Below are 17,525 nucleotides of genomic sequence, written 5' to 3'. Positions count from 1 at the left end.
GAGTTGATGAACTCCTGCCATGGAACGTAGTACTCACCAATAAATAAGCGTCAATACGGTGCTCCGTTGACGCTTACCCTTTTGGTCAGGACTTTGTCAGCAATCTGACTGCCTCCTTAGGGGGAGTTTAGTGATAAGAATCAAACACTTTCGTTAATTATGACGTTAAATCATAATCAAACACAATAATATTGTTCAATATCGGTCTGAAAATTTCCTTGATCGCCCCATGCTCCGGGTGAGCAAGGTATCGCTGTCTTGCAGCCTCATCAGCAAATGTCATCATGACACAATGTGTGTAACCGACATTCTTTCCTTCCGGACTGTTGTTTTCCCCCCATTCAACAGAAGCCACTCCCTGAATTCTTACCGGCACTGATAAAAAAGCCTCTCTGACAGAAGCAATTTGCAATGTTGTTGCTTCTGGTGTAAAGCGAATCAACAGAATATGTCTAATCATATTATCTGTATGAACGCATCCCCGTTTACAAAGCTTCCGTTGTTCTGATATCGACGAGTAGTTGCAGCTCTGTATCCGGCCTTATTGCAGTCAGAGCTGCAAACTACTATGAGATTTGCTGACCTGAGCCTTATTCTCCTCATGGACTTTACGTCTAGGAAATTATTCCGTTTGATCAGGTCACAGTCTTACTGTCTTTATCATCTCTCGGATCGCCATAGCAACCTTTCAGCATTCACCCTTTTGTTAAGATGTCATTGTTTATCGGTATCAGCGATTTATATGGTCTGATACTGACGTGATTCTTGTCATATTTAAGTCCGTGAGCGGCTATTGGTCACACCGTTTGCGCCAGCTTGTTTGCCATGGCGACGATTGCCACATTGACCGGACGACGTTTTTTAAGTTCGGTTATCCACGAGCTAGGTTCTTTAGCGACTAATGCCGCTGCCCTTACACCGTGGATAAATAATGCCTGGAGATAAGTGTCGCCACGTTTACTTATCCCCAACAGGTGTACTTTACCTCCGGAACTGGTCTGTTTTGTACCAGACCGACATACGCGGTGTATTCGGATTTAATCCTCCATAGTAGCCACAGCTATCGTCGCAATAAGTGCTTTGAAAAATGCCGGTAACATTGATGGAGATCGGTTCGTGTCACTTTCACAGAACCGTTTTTACATTAACTTTACTGAACTCCATCGGTCAATGGGATTTGCATTTTTCGCTTTTTAAGAAAAGGCGTAAACAGGCTCATTATTTTTTATTGTGTGATACCTTGCCTGAATAAATCGCACTCCTTACTCTATTACCGGGAGTGGCAGAAGCATTCATTTTTTTTGTGATGGTGTTGTATGTTATTATTTCGGCCAATAAAGAGATTCCATTCTGCTGAACAAAAGCCTCACCTGTCAGGATCACCTCTCCTGTTTTTGGCGTATATTTAAGTTTTTTGGAGTATCCTGAGAACGGTTTTCCGTCTTCTGTTATTCCATTGTATTTTATTGGATCCCCTGTAGCGGTTATATAGATATCGCCGAAGTTCTCACGATGATAAATAGCCTCTTCTGCATCAACAGTCATATCTCCGTATATAGCATGTACATTGCCAACAGCCTTAATATTTCCGTTTGATAATATTAACTGATGATCCGAGTCTATTGTGTACTTATTTGATGGAGCTTCTGAAGCGTTAGATGCGCCCATAATAAAAAATAAAATAATTATGTATCTTTTCATTTACACCTTCAATTCATATTTAATAATAAGCAGGCGGGCGTTCACCTCGCAGACCAGATTAATGCTCTGGAAGATGAGTCAGCCTTCCTCGCTGTTTTACCAGAGGGCGTTGAACTTTTCCCTTAACATAAGCTTCCGCCAAGGCTTTATCTTTACGGAGAAATTATTTTCCAGTTTCCGTAACCTGAATTAAGTATTCATGCCCTCCCCAAGGACGAACGGATATATGTTTCGGTAAATACCCCGTAACACTGGATGTAAAATCTGTATTAAAAACTAATAGCATTAACGTTGAGTCCGACCCCTTTTCGGCCTCACAAGTTATGATCATAGATATAACATAGAGTGATAATCATGAAGTACGGGCTATGATTATTTAACCGTCCATGCGGGGCTGAAATCCTCTTCCTGAAACAACTCCGTCAGCCCGCTAATCTGTTTCAGCCTCAGAACTTCATCCTGGTCCATGCCCAGCTCTGTGCCAATACGCTCATCTGTCCAGCCCAGGCGCGAAAGGTCCCTGACAATATCAGACATGGAGGTTATCCGGTGTTTGCCTCTGGCCCGGTTATGCCGGATGGTGGTCGCCATACGTGTGGCCTGCCCCTTTCTTTCCGGATTAATGCAGGCCACTGGCAGCCAGCCTTTCAGGCGTTTTCCAGTTCCCGCTTCCCTGCCCAGTAACTGACGATGAAAACCATCCACGACCAGATAATGCTCCTTCTCTTCCGAGACAACCACAGGCTGCGTGAACCCATCCTGCTCCAGTGAATGTTTCAGTAGTTTTTTCTCACCCGGCGCCATGACATTGGGGTTATAATCGTTGGCCACCACCTCATCCGCTTTCACCCACAGCACACAGTCCACCGGCTCCTGTGCAAAAGGACTGACTTCATGAAGTACCCTGCGCAGATGATTCAGGGCCTGTATGGTCTCTTCTTCAGTTCGTGCCTGACTGAAGTACTGACGAATCATGTCGCCCAGCATCTCCGGTGTCACAGAATCCCCCATTCCTTCCTCCTTTCCTTCATACGCTGCAGGTAACGTTCATAGTGCCGGGGTTTGTTCGGACTGAAGGAGAGGGTCCGGCACCAGAAATCATTCTTTATGAGAGTCTTACAGATACGTCGCCAGGACGGGATATCCCGGCTCCCCAGGTCATTCTCCTGTTCATCCGGGATGTCATCCGGGAAGCCCCGCGTCTGATACCAGCGCAGATAGACAGCTATCTTGTTACGGTAATGTTCTGCCGTTCTTTCCGGCATCACATCCAGCAGGAACATCGCGTAACTGCGCCAGGTATGATGATCCGGTTTTGATATGCGCTTACGCAGGGCAAAATAGGCACCGCTCTCATTGGCATAAAGTGCCCCGCTGGCAGCCCCTGACACCCGCTCACACATCCTGGCCCAAGTTTCCGGCTCCAGAACATGGTAAAGCCACAGTCCCTTACGTTGTTCAGGACCAAAAGGTTCACAGACACGCATGTTGCGTAACGGCACGCCGGCACGGTACATCAGGTCATACAGGGGATTGTAAATGGCACATGTTCTTGCGTTATATATCCAGATATCGCGGGCTTTCCAGTCATATAACGGATACATGGTGTAATAAAACCCTTCAGGCGACGCTGTTGTCCAGGGCTTATCATCGGCATATCTCAGTTTGCGCTGGGACACCAGTCCCATAAAGCGGTTGAGGGATTCATCCGCACGGACACCAGTCAGCACTGCCACTCCACACCGGTTGCCGGCAAACCAGGAAGAAAATGCCGGAACAAATTCTTCAAACGTCATGGCATACCGGTAAAAGGGAAAATACGCCATATCCGTAATGGCCTCTTCCGGTGGCTGGCGAACCCAGGTCACACCTGGCTCCCAGCATATCCACTCCGGTTGAAACTGAGAAACACCATTTACCGTGGTCAGCGGAAGTGCCACCCAGTAAAAAGTTTCCGTCACATCCCGGTACATATTTCGCATATTCAGAACATGTTCAATGGTGCACTGGTACTGAGCTTCCCAGTCAATGAAAAGTACAGAGAAACGGCATTTTCTCCTGCGGGCCACCTCTGCCACAAGATGGAATAGCACCGTGGAGTCCTTTCCACCTGAAAACGACACGCAAACTGATGGAAACGTATCAAATATCCAGTCTATACGATGCCTTGACTCACACAGTACATTACCGCCGGTCCTGATTTTCTCTGTTCCTGTATATATATTCTCAGATAAAAAATTGTTTTTGTTAATGCATGGCATGATACATAAACTGCTCTGATGTAAAACGCTCTCCGGGCACTGGCGGGGAATACAGAAATCCCTGTAGGTAGTGAATGCCTTTATCTGTCATTACCTTCGCTTGTTTCTGTGTTTCAATTCCTTCAGCAATAATTTTTAGCTCAAGCTTATGGGCCAACCCGATAATACTGTCGACAATACAGGTGGAAATATGATCTCTGCCTTGCTGTTGTATAAATGATTTGTCGATTTTCAGATAATCCACCGGACAATGCTGCAGCAACTGAAATGAAGAGTAACCTGTACCAAAATCGTCCAGAGCCAGACATATTCCCAAATCACGCAGAGACTTCAGTGTGGCAATACTTCTGGGAGAAACAGAAAAAGGTATCCGTTCAGTAATCTCAAGAAGCAAGTTAAAACCTCTACCTCTCATCAGATCATTTAACATCAGGCAATTACTCCTGAACTCCGGTGCAGAAATATCCGCTGCAGAAACATTGAATCCGACATAAAATCCCTTCGGAAGGGTATGCCACATATCTTTCAGGATGGTACCTGTCTTATGCATTAACTGGGCTACTAAAGGAACCGAAAGTCCGGTTTGTTCCGCCATTGGAATGAAGGTATACGGCGACATCATCCCTACTCCTGGACGATTCCAGCGGGCCAATACTTCACATCCTGCCAGTTTTCCATTCTCTGCACAGATTACTGGTTGAAACCAAGGAATAAACTCCTCATTTTTCAGAGCATTCTGAAGAATGTGACGAGAAATACGGTCTGACCGCGTAGCAAGAAAGCATTGCTGTTCATCTCCTGTCAGCAAATCACTTTTTTCTGTTGGATTTTCAATAAAGTACTTATAAGAATATTCACTGTTCATGGCTTTATTTATAAGTCAGAGTCGGTGGAAACATATCGGACAGTCCCTCGCTACTGGTACTCAATACTTACCGACAGTGATACCCGCCAATGTTCCGGCATCGCGCCGTTCAGATGTAATTCACCACTGCCTGCCACAACCTGTGCGCCGTATACACCTTCCACCTGACGCAGGGCAGCATCACTGAAATGACTCACTCCCGAATAACCACTGACTGTCATTGTCTGCAGCCAGGACGGACCTTCACCACTGAACATCTTCTGAAGAACGTCCGGAATATCAGAAGCCTTCATAGCAGTACTTTCACCCGGCAGGCCATTCACTTTCAGGTCGTCATACACACCGACATATACAGGTTGCCCGTCCTGCATATGTCGTAACACCCCGACCGCCTGCATCCTGAAGGTGAATGTCCCCGCACGAACATTTTTATTGCCGGTCACAGGCAGCGCCACTTCCGCCATGCCGGGAGCTGTCCATTCAAGTGAAAATTCCTCAGTACCCTTTCCGTAACTGACCCGGGGAGAAAGTCCCTCACGTCCTGCCGGTGTGGTCAGAGTGGTTTTTCCCAGTAAAACGGTCAACGCCGGCAGTGCAACCGGAATTACCTGCCTACCGTCACGAACGCTACGGCTCTGCTTAACTTCCAGACTTTCATTTCCCTGTCCGACTTTCCACACCCACGGGTTACGGGTACTGGTCACCGCCCCTTCCAGCTTAAGCTCTCCGCTGAAATCTTCTCCCGGCGTGTTCCAGGCCAGTACACTGGAAGGCAGGAGACTGGCAGCAAACAGAAACAGCGTCACCTTCTTCATTTCTCTTCTCTCCTTATACCTCTGCAACCATCACTGTACTGTGACCGTCACATTCAGGCCTGCCTGCCAGCGGGCCGGTGTACCCTCTGCCGGCAACCGCAGTTCAAAATCCGACACCGCAGAGGCATATGCCGAAGCCAGATTCATCACCCGGCCGTCAGCCAGTACACCCTGACTGATAACCTGTCCGTTATCCATCGCACTCATGCCATTTCCAAAATTCTGATTCATCAGTAACAGGGAAGAGAGTCGGGCTTTCAACCCCTGTGGCACCGTTCCTGACTGTACATCTGTCACGCTCTGCCCACTAACCAGCGACATCCCGACCGGTACGGATGCCCCGTCTTCCTGTCTGCCGACGCTGACGGCCATCCCCTGATTCAGGGTGAAAGAAAGCTGCCCAGATACTTTCCCCGTATCTGGGTCACGCACCGGGACAGCGGCGCGAAAACGTTGCGCTGAAGTGTCACTGCCTTCCTTTACGGCGAAAGGTTGCCCGTTACTACAGAAAGTAATAAAGGGCGTTAATCCGGGCCCGCCACGCTCGGCCACTTCATACAAATGCCCCTCAAGAAAAGGCAGGGACCCTTTATCACGCAAATCAAAAACCAGTTGCCCGTTCTCTGAACGGGCATCGGCAGTATCCACTGCCCAAGTCTGGTCGGGAGAACTTATCTGCCATGTCCATTTGGGGGCTTCGTCAGTGACAAAGCCGCTAAACTGAATTTCACCACCATCGAGAATATCTGCATGTGATGTTACCGAATAAAATAAAGCTACCGACATCAGGGCAGAAATAATATATCTATAATGCAATACTTTATTCATCGCTGTTTACTCTGCTTTATTCAATCGCATAACAATCAGACTGAATGCTGGTGTGCAGTACTGGACATACCATATCTGCACACCAGTGCTTATCTGGAGATTACCAGGAAAAGCAAATTTTATTTGTTGAAACTTATATTGCCAAAGCCGGAACTACATCAGTTACGCATATGTAACAATAACTGGCAGAGATGCTTTCCATTTTATAGTCTCACCTGGATTTACTGGGGAATCGAGATTGATGGTGATATTTTCACCAGCATTAATTCCCGCACCGTACGCACCAGAGAAAAGGTAATCTGGATTAGAAAGGTCATCATTGCTAACTATACTCGACATAGTTTCATACTGAGTTGTACCCAGATTGTTAAAATTATCCAATAATTGGCTAGATAATTTTCCTATTAGTAACTCTGCCTCCTTTCCATCTTGAACTGCGGTAGAACGGGTAGTTGGAAGGCCTCCGTAGAACATGTTACCTTGGGCACTCGACCCCATTACAGAATGTGTTCTTGGTGAAGAAGTTTTCGGCTTGAAGGAGACAATTCCCACAGCAGTATATGGAGCGACCAAGGTTCCAATTTTCTCGCTCTGCTGATTTTGAACTTCTAATGTCAAGGTACCTTTGCCTTTCACAGCACTGGATAAATCAACCTTACCCCCATAATTAATCTGAGGAGATATACCAGACTCCCCATAGAAACCAGTATTTTGCTGAGTGCGAATCCCTAAGAACAAAATACTCTGCTCCACAGGAATGTGGACAACAGATGTACGTTCTTCGATTGGTGAATCCAGAGTGTGCAATGTGCCATCAACAAGCACTTCCCATGGTGTAGGGCAGGAAGAAGAAGAAGTTAAAGTACCTCCTAAGTGAACAGTACCACCAGTACCGTTTGGAGTCCACGCCATAGCAGAGCCAGATACTGCCGCAGATGCAGCCACAACAAGTGCAATCAGAGTCTTTTTCATAAAATAAACTCCTTGATATTCCACAAATAATAAACTGAAATCGGTAATCCTTATTTTCCGGAATTACCGTAAAACTATCCCTGCGGCTCCGTTTAAATAACCGCATTTCATTAAACACTGTGTTTAACCCAGAATAGCTTTGCGTTATTCCCGTTTAAAAAAACGGTAAGTCCCTTTACCAATCTGACTCAGTCCGGAGTCACGGATGTTTTGCATCACTAAGGAGATTAATCCTCAGTCCTCCACCTGCAGCGCTATCTGCAGGTTTCCCCGGTAGCTGACCGGCACCTCCAGCTCTGCCGGCGCATCCGTTCTTAACTCAATCTGCTTCTGTGCCTCCGGTACGGTAATCACCACATCCTCACCCTGCTGTCTGGCGCTGAGTGCCACTCTCTTTCCGTCAACCATCAGGGACGTCTTCAGGGTGATGCGGGCTTCCCCGTTATCCGGCAGTGCCTGTTTCACCGTGATGTTTGCCAGCCCGCCGGAAGCCGGGCGGCTTTCGGCATGCCGGATTATCAGCTCTGCAGGCAACGGGCTGTTACTGTCTGAGCGGTACAGCACCGGGTCTGTCGGTGTACGGGCCACCTTCACCACGCTGTTACCCACCACCTGACCGTTCACCACACCCAGATACTGCGTTTTCTCGCTGTATTCAGTGGCCAGTGCTGACTGAATACTGAGTGCACTCAGGACCAGGGTGGCTGCCATCATTGTTTTCTTCATTTATTACCCCTCTGTTCCGTGTTCCGGAGGGCGGTTATTTCTGCTCTGAGGTATCTACTTTCTCAGTTTTTGCTGCTTCCGGTGCTGTCGGTTTCTTCTTATTAATTGTCCAGACCTGCAGTTCACCGTAATCGTTCAGGGAGTCCACTTTCATTACATTTCCCTTCACCTGCACTTCATCACCCGGCATGAACATCAGCAGTTTTTGTGCCGTCTCATTATCCGTGGCAATTTTCTTTCCATTTCCGTCCAGCAGACTGCCAATCGCAAAAATGTATGGCGTGGTGTTCACCAGCATGGTCCTGCCATCCGGGCGGCTCTGCAGGCTGATGCCCTCTTCTGCCCCCTTGCGACCTTCAAGCAATGCCTTCGGGCGATAGAACAGCTTCAGCTTCGTGCGCAGTGCTACCGCAATACCGCTGCCCTCCAGAGCCGGCGGTATATCCTGCAGGTTCAGCCAGTACACTGACTCTTTGTCCTTCGGCAGATGGTCCGAGGCCATGATGATACGCAGTGTCTGCTGACCATTCGGCTTCACCTTGAAGAAGGATGGCGTCACAACAAAGGTCGGACGGGTATCCTTCTCCACGATATTGTCCACCCAGGCCTGACCACCAAAGGTGCGTTCCTTGTCATTGTTGGTAACCGTGATGGTCAGCGCATCCTTGTCACCGCGAAAGATATAGCGGGTCTGGTCTGCTGCCAGGGAAGCCATCGCACTCTGGCAGGTCATCATCAGCGCCAGGGTCATCCCCAGCGTCTTCGTTACCCGGTTAGTGAAAAACTTCGTTACTGCACTACGCTTATTCACACGTAATCTCCTGTAGTTTCTCGGTATCCTGCAGTTTCGCCGCAGGTATCCGGCACTGCCCCAGGGTGATATCACCCGGCGCATCCACCGTGTTAATCATCAGTACACCGTTGTTGGCCACAAAGCCCAGCGGTGTGTTCTTACTGTCACGTGCCCAGGTTCCCCCTGGCACAAATTCACCGTTACGCTGCTTCACCTGCAGCAGGTAACGCTTAACTTTCAGGGTATCAAACGGCATCCACACCACCGCCTTGTCCGTCGGCACCACCTTCTGACTGGTGTTCGTCAGTTCGGCGCTCAGCGGGAGTGTGCCCGCATCAATCGTCACCGTGTTCCAGTCATAGCTGTTCAGCGGTACCACCAGGTTGCCGTCGCTGTCAGTCTGTCCGTCACCGGACGTCACCTTCACTCCGGGTGTATCCTTCACGTTCACCACGGCCACGGTATCCCCGGTCGTGCGGCTGAACATAATGTCTTTCGCCGCCGGGACTGCCAGTACCGAACCACTGACCGATACAGAACCGCTGGTTCCCCCGGATTGTGAATTGTTCAGGGCACCACTCAGATAAGCCCGGTCACCACTGTACGACGCATTCAGATAACTACTCACACCACCACCGCTGTCACGACCGCCGCCAAAACCATAGCTGAAGCGGTCATTCAGCGAACCGGACAGCCCCGCACTGAAGCCCGTGCCACCGTCCTTACCCGTACTCACCGACGTGCTGCTGCTGTAGCGACGGTCAAACAGTGTGAACGGTACCGACACTGACGCCGATGCAGACCAGTTATTCTCCCCCCGGGAATTCCGTGAACCGGACCAGCCCAGGTTCAGACTGACACCCTTAATCTGTGTGCTCAGGGTGCCGGTAATCCCCGTGTCCTTACCGTTGTCATCGCTGTACCGGTAACTCCCGGTCATGGATGCGGGGTAATAACTCCGCTGCCAGCCTGACACCGACAGGCTGAACAGCCCGTCCACCGGCTGACTGATACCGGCATTCCACTCGTCCTTCGTCCGGCGACCATGGTTCTCCTGCCCCCATAACTTCGTCGGGTCAAAGGAGGACATGTCCTCATATTCCTCACTCTGCCGTGACCAGCTCACCCGCAGTCCGGTGTTCGTCGTCTCCAGTTGTTTACTCCAGGACAACTGCACCTTATTCCCACTGTGGCTGCCGTCACGGTATTTCGCCGTGGCATAAGCCCCGTCCGCAGAGACTGCCCCCAGGTAACCCAGACCGGCAACCACACCGGTGCTGACACCCTGCCAGTCCTGGTTAAACACCCCCCCGGTGCGCAGCGTCAGCCCGTCCAGACCGTAACCATATGACGCCGCAAACACGCCGCCTCTCAGGTCACTGTCATCGTCAGGCAAACCGGCTGCCACGCTGAACTCGTGTTGCCCCGGGCTTAACTGCCCGGCCATCACCGACAGCGGGAAGACCTGAGTCTGCTCACGACCGTCCTCGCCAGTGATTTTCATGGTCACATCACCACTGGTATACAGCGGCACATCCGTGATGGAGAACGGACCCGCCGGCACCATCTCCGAATGCAGCAACCGCCCGTTCTGTGTCAGCGTCACCCTCGACGGCCCGTTCGCAATGCCGCTGAACACCGGGGTATACCCCAGATTGCCCGGCTTCATGCTGTTGTTCCGGCTCAGTGACACCCCGTACGTTCCCGTGCTGCCCAGCAGACTGTCCCCGGTGGATGTTTTCCCGACCGCCAGGTCCGCACTCAGTGCGCGGATAGCCCGGGTGGCCGTGAACATGTTTATCGTGGCGGAGTTATCCCCGCTGTCACCGCCGCTGGCCGTGGCAGAAGAGCTCACCACCCAGCGCCCGATATTGGCCTTCAGGTCCGCTGAGCCAAAGGCCGAGGTGTTATTACGACCGGTGTTGGCGTTCGCGTTATAGTTCACGCGAAAGGCACTGGTCCCGTAATCCCAGTCCACATTCTCCGGCATCTTCACCAGCCCCTTCTGGGGAATGGACAGCGCCAGACTCTGGGTGGAAACATCAAAATCCACCTTCACTGACGGGGCTTTTGTCAGCACATAGCACTGTCGTGTGGCGTCATATCCCTCACGAAAGTAATCTGCACTGACGTAAATCCCGGCCTTCGTCAGCCATGCCTCTGTCAGACACAGTTCATTACTGTCCTGTGGTGTCACATCCAGTATCTGTTTCCCGGCTTCCTTCCCGTTCAGGGACAGGTCAACCAGATAACGCCCCGGCGCATAGCTGCCGTTCAGGGCTGCCCAGACTTCTGGATTAACCCCGGCACCACCCTGGATAAAGGACATATCCAGTTTTTCACCGGCAATAACCGATGCGCTGCCCAGTACCGCCGACATAACCAGACTCAGGGTTGCCAGACGAAACGCCACTGGCTGCACTGATTTTGTTGTCACATATTTTTTCATTGGCATCCCTACTGATAAGTGACAACAAAAGTCAGCGCTCCGGAATACTCTCCCGCCTTCACATCAGCCGGAAACACCGGTTGTGCACGAAAACGGAACTGACCCCTGGCGGCAAAATCAACCGGATAATTCACTGAATGTTTATCCTGTGTCAGACGTCCGCGATAATCAGCCTCTGCATCCACCGCCCGTACATCCACGCGAATACCATCACCGGCACCGCGGATGACCACCCCCCCTGCATCCAACTGACCCGGGTTACCAAAATCCAGGGTGGCAACCTGTCCAGCCTTAAAGGCTGAGCACCCCTGAACCGTGGAACCGGATTCATATAGACGCACTGTAAAATCACGCGATGGCACCGCCCCCCTCGTGGACTTGCGGTAAGTTCCGAATGTCAACTGGCCACCGTTGCCGGCGCCATCCGCATCCACCACTACATGACAGGCTGACGCAACCATATCAACATCAAAAAAAACCTGATGGGTGCCAGCATTGCCAACCCGACACCAATTAACAAAAAGAAACAGACCGAGAGCTAAATGTAATATTTTTTTATTCAAGACACACCTATACCCGAAGTCTTCAAAAAACACCCCCTCAATACCCCCTTCAATCAATCACATGACATTGCAGAATAAATTCCGCACCCTTTGCTTTGACACTGGTGAACCACAAAAAATGACCAACCTTTGACAAAAAAACGACCTGCAAATGACACGCCAATATTTACTGAGACGCGACAAAATTTGAAATCTTAAATTCCCACACATCAAAAACTAAAATACATTACATTTAAAGCACTCACATCTTGAATGCATAAACCTATCCTTAATGACAGCAAATCACCCACCCACTTTTTAAAGTAAATCCAATTTCAATATATTACCAAACTATCTCGAACGCTATATCTAAGACGCATTATACTAAGTGCAAAAAAACGAACTCTTAGCTAATGGTGCACTACCCAAAAAAACGAGACACCAATGCACAAAAAGCAAAAAACATCGCGATTTTTGTTTTAGGACTGATTTAATATGAACAGATATAACTGGTCATTGAATGCGATGATCATCACCGCATTAAAGAGAAAGTCATTGTTTCGAGGGGCAGGGGCTCTCCTCCAGATGACTTTAGCTCTTGGCACGGTTGTAGAAAACCTCAATAATTGAACGCGGCACATGACCCTGTTTTATATATTCGTTTCCTGATGTGATCAACAGATGATGAATTCGGCAACCGTATTGCATCTTCTTTGCCAAGGGGTGATTGCACGTGCGAGAACCAATAAAATCAAGGAATAAAGTCCGCGACGATGTAACGTTTTAAACATCTCAGAATTCCTTTGGTAGATAGCCCTTCGCCTCTCTTCATTTTATAAATTATTTTTCCACACAATATGCAGGACCAGAATCAGATAACTTCATGCCAATTGAAGAGCAGTATTCTGCTGTTTTTGATAACTCCCAACTACGACCAAAATCAAAAGAAATAACGACCAACTCAAGAACCAATAAACTAAGAATGATTTTCTTTAACATAAACACCTTGCCAACTATTAACTAATGTTACCTACAATCGACAGCGTCGTCACTCATGGCTGGGAAATCTCTTTCCGGGGATGAAATTTCATCAGATGTCTGTTTAAAAAATAACAAATGGTGGTGTCCGATATTGCCAGCATACTTCCTCTTACCAGCTGACAAATAACTATCCGTGATTCGCGCTCAAGTAAATATTCCGCAAACGCAATCACAACGGCAATAGCTTTGTTCTGTAATAATGTCCCTCCCTGTTTTTTCGTACAGAACAGCGCGGAAATACAGCATGGCGCAATATGCTAGGGACATTCCCGTGAAAATGAATAATATTTTTGCCGCTTCTGTATATATTCTTAAACCTTATCCTGAACGTTTCTGATTTTAACCATTATGTCCGATGATATATTCATACCAGAACCCGATCAGCAATACTGGACAATAATGGCCCCGGGTCACGGTTACCGACACAGAAGAAAACCGGGTTATTTTGATCCTCATCCCTGCATGCGCCCGTTATATAATTTCATGAGCAAATTCCACCGGATTCAAAATCCCCCCTTTCCTGCATCACATTCTCAGACTGAAAGTGAATGACACGCCCCCGGAGCCGTTATCCGTCAGTAATAACCCGGGGCCGCTACGGATATACTTTGTTGCGTTGTCCCAGGCAAAGGGAATATCAGCCAAGAGCTGTGTTTCATTCACCAGGCTGAATCCAAGGTCATCACGATAACCGGCACCATAAAACCCCCCTGTATTATTTCCGACAATGATATTCCCCCGCCGTCCAGCCAGAGTGAACGCATTCCGGAACGTGTATGCTGTCCGAAGGAAATAACTTCCCGCCCGTGTGCCGATATCCCGCGATCCGGATGACCGCTCAGATGTTGACAGAAAGGAAACACCCGTCCGCAGACTGAAATCACCGACTGTCATCATTCCTTCAATTTCAGGGCTGACAAACAGAACATTCTTGTGTTTCCACTCCAGTGCAGGGTACCAGTACACCTCATCCTGAATGTGACTGCGGTTATATATACGGGAATAGCCAACACTTACGCCTCCTCTGAGCGAAACGACGTCTGACAGTTTTACTGTTCCGTCTCCCCCCACCGACAGACCATATGCTTCCCAGTGAAACAAATCCCCATCCTCCATGTCGGTTTTCATATCCATGTAACTTCCCCGGGCCATAACGCCTGCACACACCTTTCCGTTCTCTGGCTGACAGTCGCTGTGCCAGGGGATGGAAAATTTTCGGATACGATTATTTCCGGCCCCCAGTCCGGAGGCACTGATATCCTCCGACACCTGCAGGCTCAGCAGTTTTGAAAACATCCCCTCAGCTTCATGTCCGTATGCTCCGGCAGGCGCCAGGAGTATTCCCCCCGTCAGTACCAGAATACGAACATGCACAGCTTTCATCATTATTTGCGTCTCTATTCCTGTCATCTGTTTGCTGCCTGTAACATGTCCGCTCTTTCAGCCATAGCGGCCAGACGGGAAAAATCCGCCACAGAATAAAACCCCGTCGTGGCAGGCAGGCGCCGCATCTTCTGCCCGGGCCAGAGCTGAAGCGCTGCCTGCATCGTCCCTGCCGACAGTGGTAGCGTCAGACACAGTACAGAAGCATCCACACCCGGAACCGGGGTCGGACAACGCACATCTGCCATATCGTAATTACGTCTGCGTAACAACCATTTATCCGGCAGTACACGTCGGCTGTCCCACCATAACCCGTCCAGTTGCCTGAGGCGGGCTCGGGTTCCGGCATGCGTTGCTGCGCCCAGCTGTGTCAGCACCTGCCGCAATGCCTGCCCCATGGCCACCTCATACATTCTCCGATCGGACACATGCCCGCTCAGTATCAGGGACTCAGCAATCCGGGCACCCAGCATGTTGGACCACAGGTCTTCCGGAGAGAATGCGGAAACCTCTTCAGAAAATCCCGGTATGGATTCAAAACCATACCACTGGGCAATTTCATGCCATGCAGCCAGTTGCCAGGCCAGCCGTGCAGCCATCCCTGCTGCCAGAATGTATCGCTCGCGGGGTGAGAGTGGCGGTGTGAAAGCCCGGAAAACCAGCCGTCGCTGCATAAGCTCTTCCCGCCCCGGATTCAGGGAAAATGCCTCGCCCAGACGTGGCCATAGATTCGTAAAAATCCAGACAGTCATGTCCGCTGTATCGCGCACATGTGCGGTATCCACAAATCCACCTTTCTCTGTCCAGACTATGCCATTATATTCTGTAGCCCCCCTGTTTATACTTACCGACAACAGGCTGTCATTGTAGTGATGCCCCCCTGTGGTTCCTGCGCTCACAATATTGTCCACCCGATAAAAAGGTAATGCGGCTGTCATCCCGGGTATTCTGACCCGCATGTCATACCCCAGAGCACAACAGGCCCTGAGTCCTTCAGGCGCCGGCAACGGGGACATCACTGGCCAGATAGCGCAGTTCTCTGTCCCCCTGTCAGGCCACAACAGAAGCGGAATAGTCGCCTGCACGGGCTGTGTCGTGCTGACAACCAGACACAACACTCCCGTCAGCCAGCGAATCAGGCGGCCATATGCAGTTTTTTCCGTTATGTTCAGAAGCGATACTCCCCGGATACGAAAATGCTCTTACGTGCTTCAAAGCCGGCTTCTGCAGTCAGGCTGACATGACGGGTTACGTCATAACGAATTCCCGTCATGATATTCCACGGATGTTTCAGGTGCTGCCTGATTTCAAATCGCGCATCCCCGTTTTTATTCACCCGGTTAAGCCACTGCTGCAGTGCTGGAGATGGCAGGAAAAGCCTGCTCAGTTTTCCCCTGAAATCCTGCTGCACATCTTGGTACATACTTCCCACCCAGATACTCAGACTGCCCACAGGAAAATACGCCGTCTCCGGCAGTGAAAAACGATACCCCACCCGCGGCGTCAGGGTCATAGCATTAATATGTCCGTCAAGCACGTCAAAGCGGGTCTGCGTGTAATTAGCATCCAGCGACATAAACATATTGTTCATTCCGCCAGCCAGTGTTACCCCCGCACCATATGTGTTTCCCTTATAATTCAGGCGGAAATTCAAATCCTGCGTTTTACCTGACGGAAATGCGCCCCCGGTAAATACCGGAGTCCGGATACTGACATCTGACACAGAATGTCCCTTCGTTCGTCCTGCCACGCCATAAACATTCATAAAGGGCAGCATCCAGACATCCAGCCGGATGGTTTCGGTATAACTTTTTTGCCGTGTTCTGCCGGCCCAGATTTCAATCAGGCGCTCCACCGGCAGACTCCCCAGCTTCATACCTGAGAAGCTGATACTGTCAATCTGAATACCCTGCCGTATTGCCATATGGTTCACCCCCACACCGTACGGTGCCGGCAGGTCATATCCCTCAGCCAGCTCACTGAAAAACGGTAACAGGGATGATGAGGTATTTTTGTTATCAGCCACTGCCGGAAAATGAAACATCGCGAAAAACAGGCCACATATCATGGCGGAAAGTGAATAATGTTTTATGTCCATCTGTTACTGGTCTTCGTTTTTTCTCTAATTTTTATATCTTCAGTATGAGAAGAGCGCGTTACTGTCCTGCCTGACAGCCATTTACTGAATGCCGCCCGTTCCGGCAGATATCCAAGATACCTGAGCGGATACTGTCCAGCAGTGCATTCCGTCTGCGGTATTCCGCCCGTTTGCGGGCCGGGATGTCTTCCGCACCTTTACGCGGCAGTGGCACGGGAAGCCGGTAAAAACCACTTCCGATTCGTACCCCTCCCACCGATACCCAGCACTCACTGTAACGTGCCACAAACCGCCCCTGTTTACGTGCTGCATACCGATCATGTCTCAGGACATGCTGCTCTTCACTGACCGCAGTGATGGTATACAGCCGGCACACCTCCGCCAGCGCAGCAACGGCCTCACACAGCACCCTGCGCGGAAAAAGACCGTGGCATACACGGGTGGTGTGACGAATGGTATCTGCCCCGTCTTCCCGGGGGCCCTGCAGTCCGCCAATAAACAGTGTGAAATATCCCCGCCAGCGAACAAATGAAAACGATATCCGGATAACAGGCGTACCGTCACAATACAGAACCAGCATCAGTTCGCCTTCACGGTCAAATCCACAGGGTGCACAGGTGACAGATATCTGTTCTCCACCACGTCCTTCTGTACTGACCAGTGGTATTCCCCGGTAACCCTGCAGATAACGCCTTACCGGTTCCGGCAGTGTCCGGACAAACTGGTAATGATCCAGAACAGCCTGAGCACGCTGCCAGACAGCATTGTTCCTGTACAGATAAGGACGGTGAATTTTGGCCGGTAAAACCGGACTGGCCTCAAGCAGTTGCTCCAGATTTTCCAGTTCACACAATGCCTGCAGATAACGGAAGGTGATCCCCGGACAGACACACAGCGCACGCAGAAGGAACCGGTAACGGAAGTTCCGTAGAGCCCATCGCCGGCGCCGGTATACAGGGTCTGTCATCAGATTCACAAGCAATGTGATGGCTGACAGTTTCTTTGTTTTGTCGTTTTTTTCGTCACCGGAACATGTTTTTCCAGCCGGCTG

The 17,525-nt window shown here is 49.9% G+C and carries 17 protein-coding genes and 1 pseudogene; all 18 read right to left on the bottom strand.

Translation table 11 applies throughout. The features are described from left to right. Window positions 1-157: 157 nt before the first annotated feature. Window positions 158-460 carry a Dabb family protein gene (locus FQZ95_RS13695; RefSeq protein ID WP_097311290.1) on the bottom strand — a complete coding sequence of 101 codons (303 nt, stop codon included), beginning with the start codon at window positions 458-460 and terminating at the stop codon, window positions 158-160. Window positions 461-797: 337 nt separating this feature from the next. Continuing rightward, window positions 798-1,076, bottom strand: a pseudogene (locus tag FQZ95_RS13690) (transposase); the annotation flags it as partial. A gap of 142 nt (window positions 1,077-1,218) precedes the next feature. Next, on the bottom strand, window positions 1,219-1,701 hold the full coding sequence (gene lptA, locus FQZ95_RS13685) for a lipopolysaccharide transport periplasmic protein LptA (protein ID WP_097311291.1): 483 nt from the start codon (window positions 1,699-1,701) through the stop codon (window positions 1,219-1,221). A 372-nt stretch (window positions 1,702-2,073) separates the two neighbouring features. Next, window positions 2,074-2,712 (bottom strand): IbrB-like domain-containing protein, encoded by a 639-nt coding sequence (locus FQZ95_RS13680; protein ID WP_097311292.1) that lies wholly within the window; start codon window positions 2,710-2,712, stop codon window positions 2,074-2,076. Further along, on the bottom strand, window positions 2,697-3,962 hold the full coding sequence (locus FQZ95_RS13675; RefSeq protein WP_097509720.1) for a phosphoadenosine phosphosulfate reductase: 1,266 nt from the start codon (window positions 3,960-3,962) through the stop codon (window positions 2,697-2,699). The genes FQZ95_RS13680 and FQZ95_RS13675 overlap by 16 nt, the downstream gene beginning before the upstream one ends. Further along, window positions 3,949-4,827 carry an EAL domain-containing protein gene (locus FQZ95_RS13670; protein ID WP_160530298.1) on the bottom strand — a complete coding sequence of 293 codons (879 nt, stop codon included), beginning with the start codon at window positions 4,825-4,827 and terminating at the stop codon, window positions 3,949-3,951. Before FQZ95_RS13670 ends, FQZ95_RS13675 begins: the two co-directional genes overlap by 14 nt. Window positions 4,828-4,877: 50 nt before the next feature. After that, window positions 4,878-5,642 carry a F4 (K88) fimbria minor subunit FaeI gene (gene faeI, locus FQZ95_RS13665; RefSeq protein ID WP_097311295.1) on the bottom strand — a complete coding sequence of 255 codons (765 nt, stop codon included), beginning with the start codon at window positions 5,640-5,642 and terminating at the stop codon, window positions 4,878-4,880. Between the two features lie 30 nt (window positions 5,643-5,672). Then, window positions 5,673-6,470, bottom strand: a complete 798-nt coding sequence (faeH, locus tag FQZ95_RS13660; RefSeq protein ID WP_160530297.1) for a F4 (K88) fimbria minor subunit FaeH — start codon at window positions 6,468-6,470, stop codon at window positions 5,673-5,675. 162 nt (window positions 6,471-6,632) lie between these two features. Then, window positions 6,633-7,442 carry a fimbrial protein gene (locus tag FQZ95_RS13655; RefSeq protein WP_160530296.1) on the bottom strand — a complete coding sequence of 270 codons (810 nt, stop codon included), beginning with the start codon at window positions 7,440-7,442 and terminating at the stop codon, window positions 6,633-6,635. Window positions 7,443-7,676: 234 nt separating this feature from the next. Further along, window positions 7,677-8,168 (bottom strand): F4 (K88) fimbria minor subunit FaeF, encoded by a 492-nt coding sequence (faeF, locus tag FQZ95_RS13650; RefSeq protein ID WP_097311298.1) that lies wholly within the window; start codon window positions 8,166-8,168, stop codon window positions 7,677-7,679. 34 nt (window positions 8,169-8,202) lie between these two features. Continuing rightward, window positions 8,203-8,979, bottom strand: coding sequence for a F4 (K88) fimbrial chaperone FaeE (faeE, locus tag FQZ95_RS13645; protein ID WP_097311299.1), 777 nt, complete (start codon window positions 8,977-8,979; stop codon window positions 8,203-8,205). After that, a complete protein-coding gene (gene faeD / locus FQZ95_RS13640; RefSeq protein ID WP_097311375.1) occupies window positions 8,972-11,410 on the bottom strand; it encodes a F4 (K88) fimbrial usher FaeD in 2,439 nt (812 codons plus the stop codon). The genes faeE and faeD overlap by 8 nt, the downstream gene beginning before the upstream one ends. A gap of 8 nt (window positions 11,411-11,418) precedes the next feature. After that, window positions 11,419-11,940, bottom strand: coding sequence for a fimbrial protein (locus FQZ95_RS13635; protein WP_407581247.1), 522 nt, complete (start codon window positions 11,938-11,940; stop codon window positions 11,419-11,421). 852 nt (window positions 11,941-12,792) lie between these two features. Further along, window positions 12,793-12,951: a hypothetical protein gene (locus FQZ95_RS26165; protein ID WP_172945334.1), complete on the bottom strand. Its 159-nt coding sequence runs from the start codon at window positions 12,949-12,951 to the stop codon at window positions 12,793-12,795. 567 nt (window positions 12,952-13,518) lie between these two features. Beyond that, on the bottom strand, window positions 13,519-14,403 hold the full coding sequence (locus FQZ95_RS13630; protein ID WP_097311301.1) for a hypothetical protein: 885 nt from the start codon (window positions 14,401-14,403) through the stop codon (window positions 13,519-13,521). Then, complete coding sequence (locus tag FQZ95_RS13625; RefSeq protein WP_097311302.1) at window positions 14,400-15,392, bottom strand: DUF4056 domain-containing protein; 993 nt, start codon at window positions 15,390-15,392, stop codon at window positions 14,400-14,402. The genes FQZ95_RS13630 and FQZ95_RS13625 overlap by 4 nt, the downstream gene beginning before the upstream one ends. A gap of 152 nt (window positions 15,393-15,544) precedes the next feature. Then, complete coding sequence (locus tag FQZ95_RS13620) at window positions 15,545-16,474, bottom strand: hypothetical protein (RefSeq protein WP_157916970.1); 930 nt, start codon at window positions 16,472-16,474, stop codon at window positions 15,545-15,547. A gap of 58 nt (window positions 16,475-16,532) precedes the next feature. Then, the gene (locus tag FQZ95_RS13615; RefSeq protein ID WP_237428003.1) at window positions 16,533-17,441 is read right to left on the bottom strand and encodes a VirK/YbjX family protein; all 909 of its coding nucleotides are present in this window, start codon (window positions 17,439-17,441) and stop codon (window positions 16,533-16,535) included. Between the last annotated feature and the right edge of the window lie 84 nt (window positions 17,442-17,525).

It is taken from the genome of Escherichia sp. HH41S, assembly GCF_009820115.1.
GTDB classification, from domain to species: Bacteria; Pseudomonadota; Gammaproteobacteria; order Enterobacterales; family Enterobacteriaceae; genus Escherichia; species Escherichia coli_F.
The sequence above is the reverse complement of the archived record's forward strand: the minus strand, read 5'-3'. Positions and strand labels throughout refer to the sequence as shown.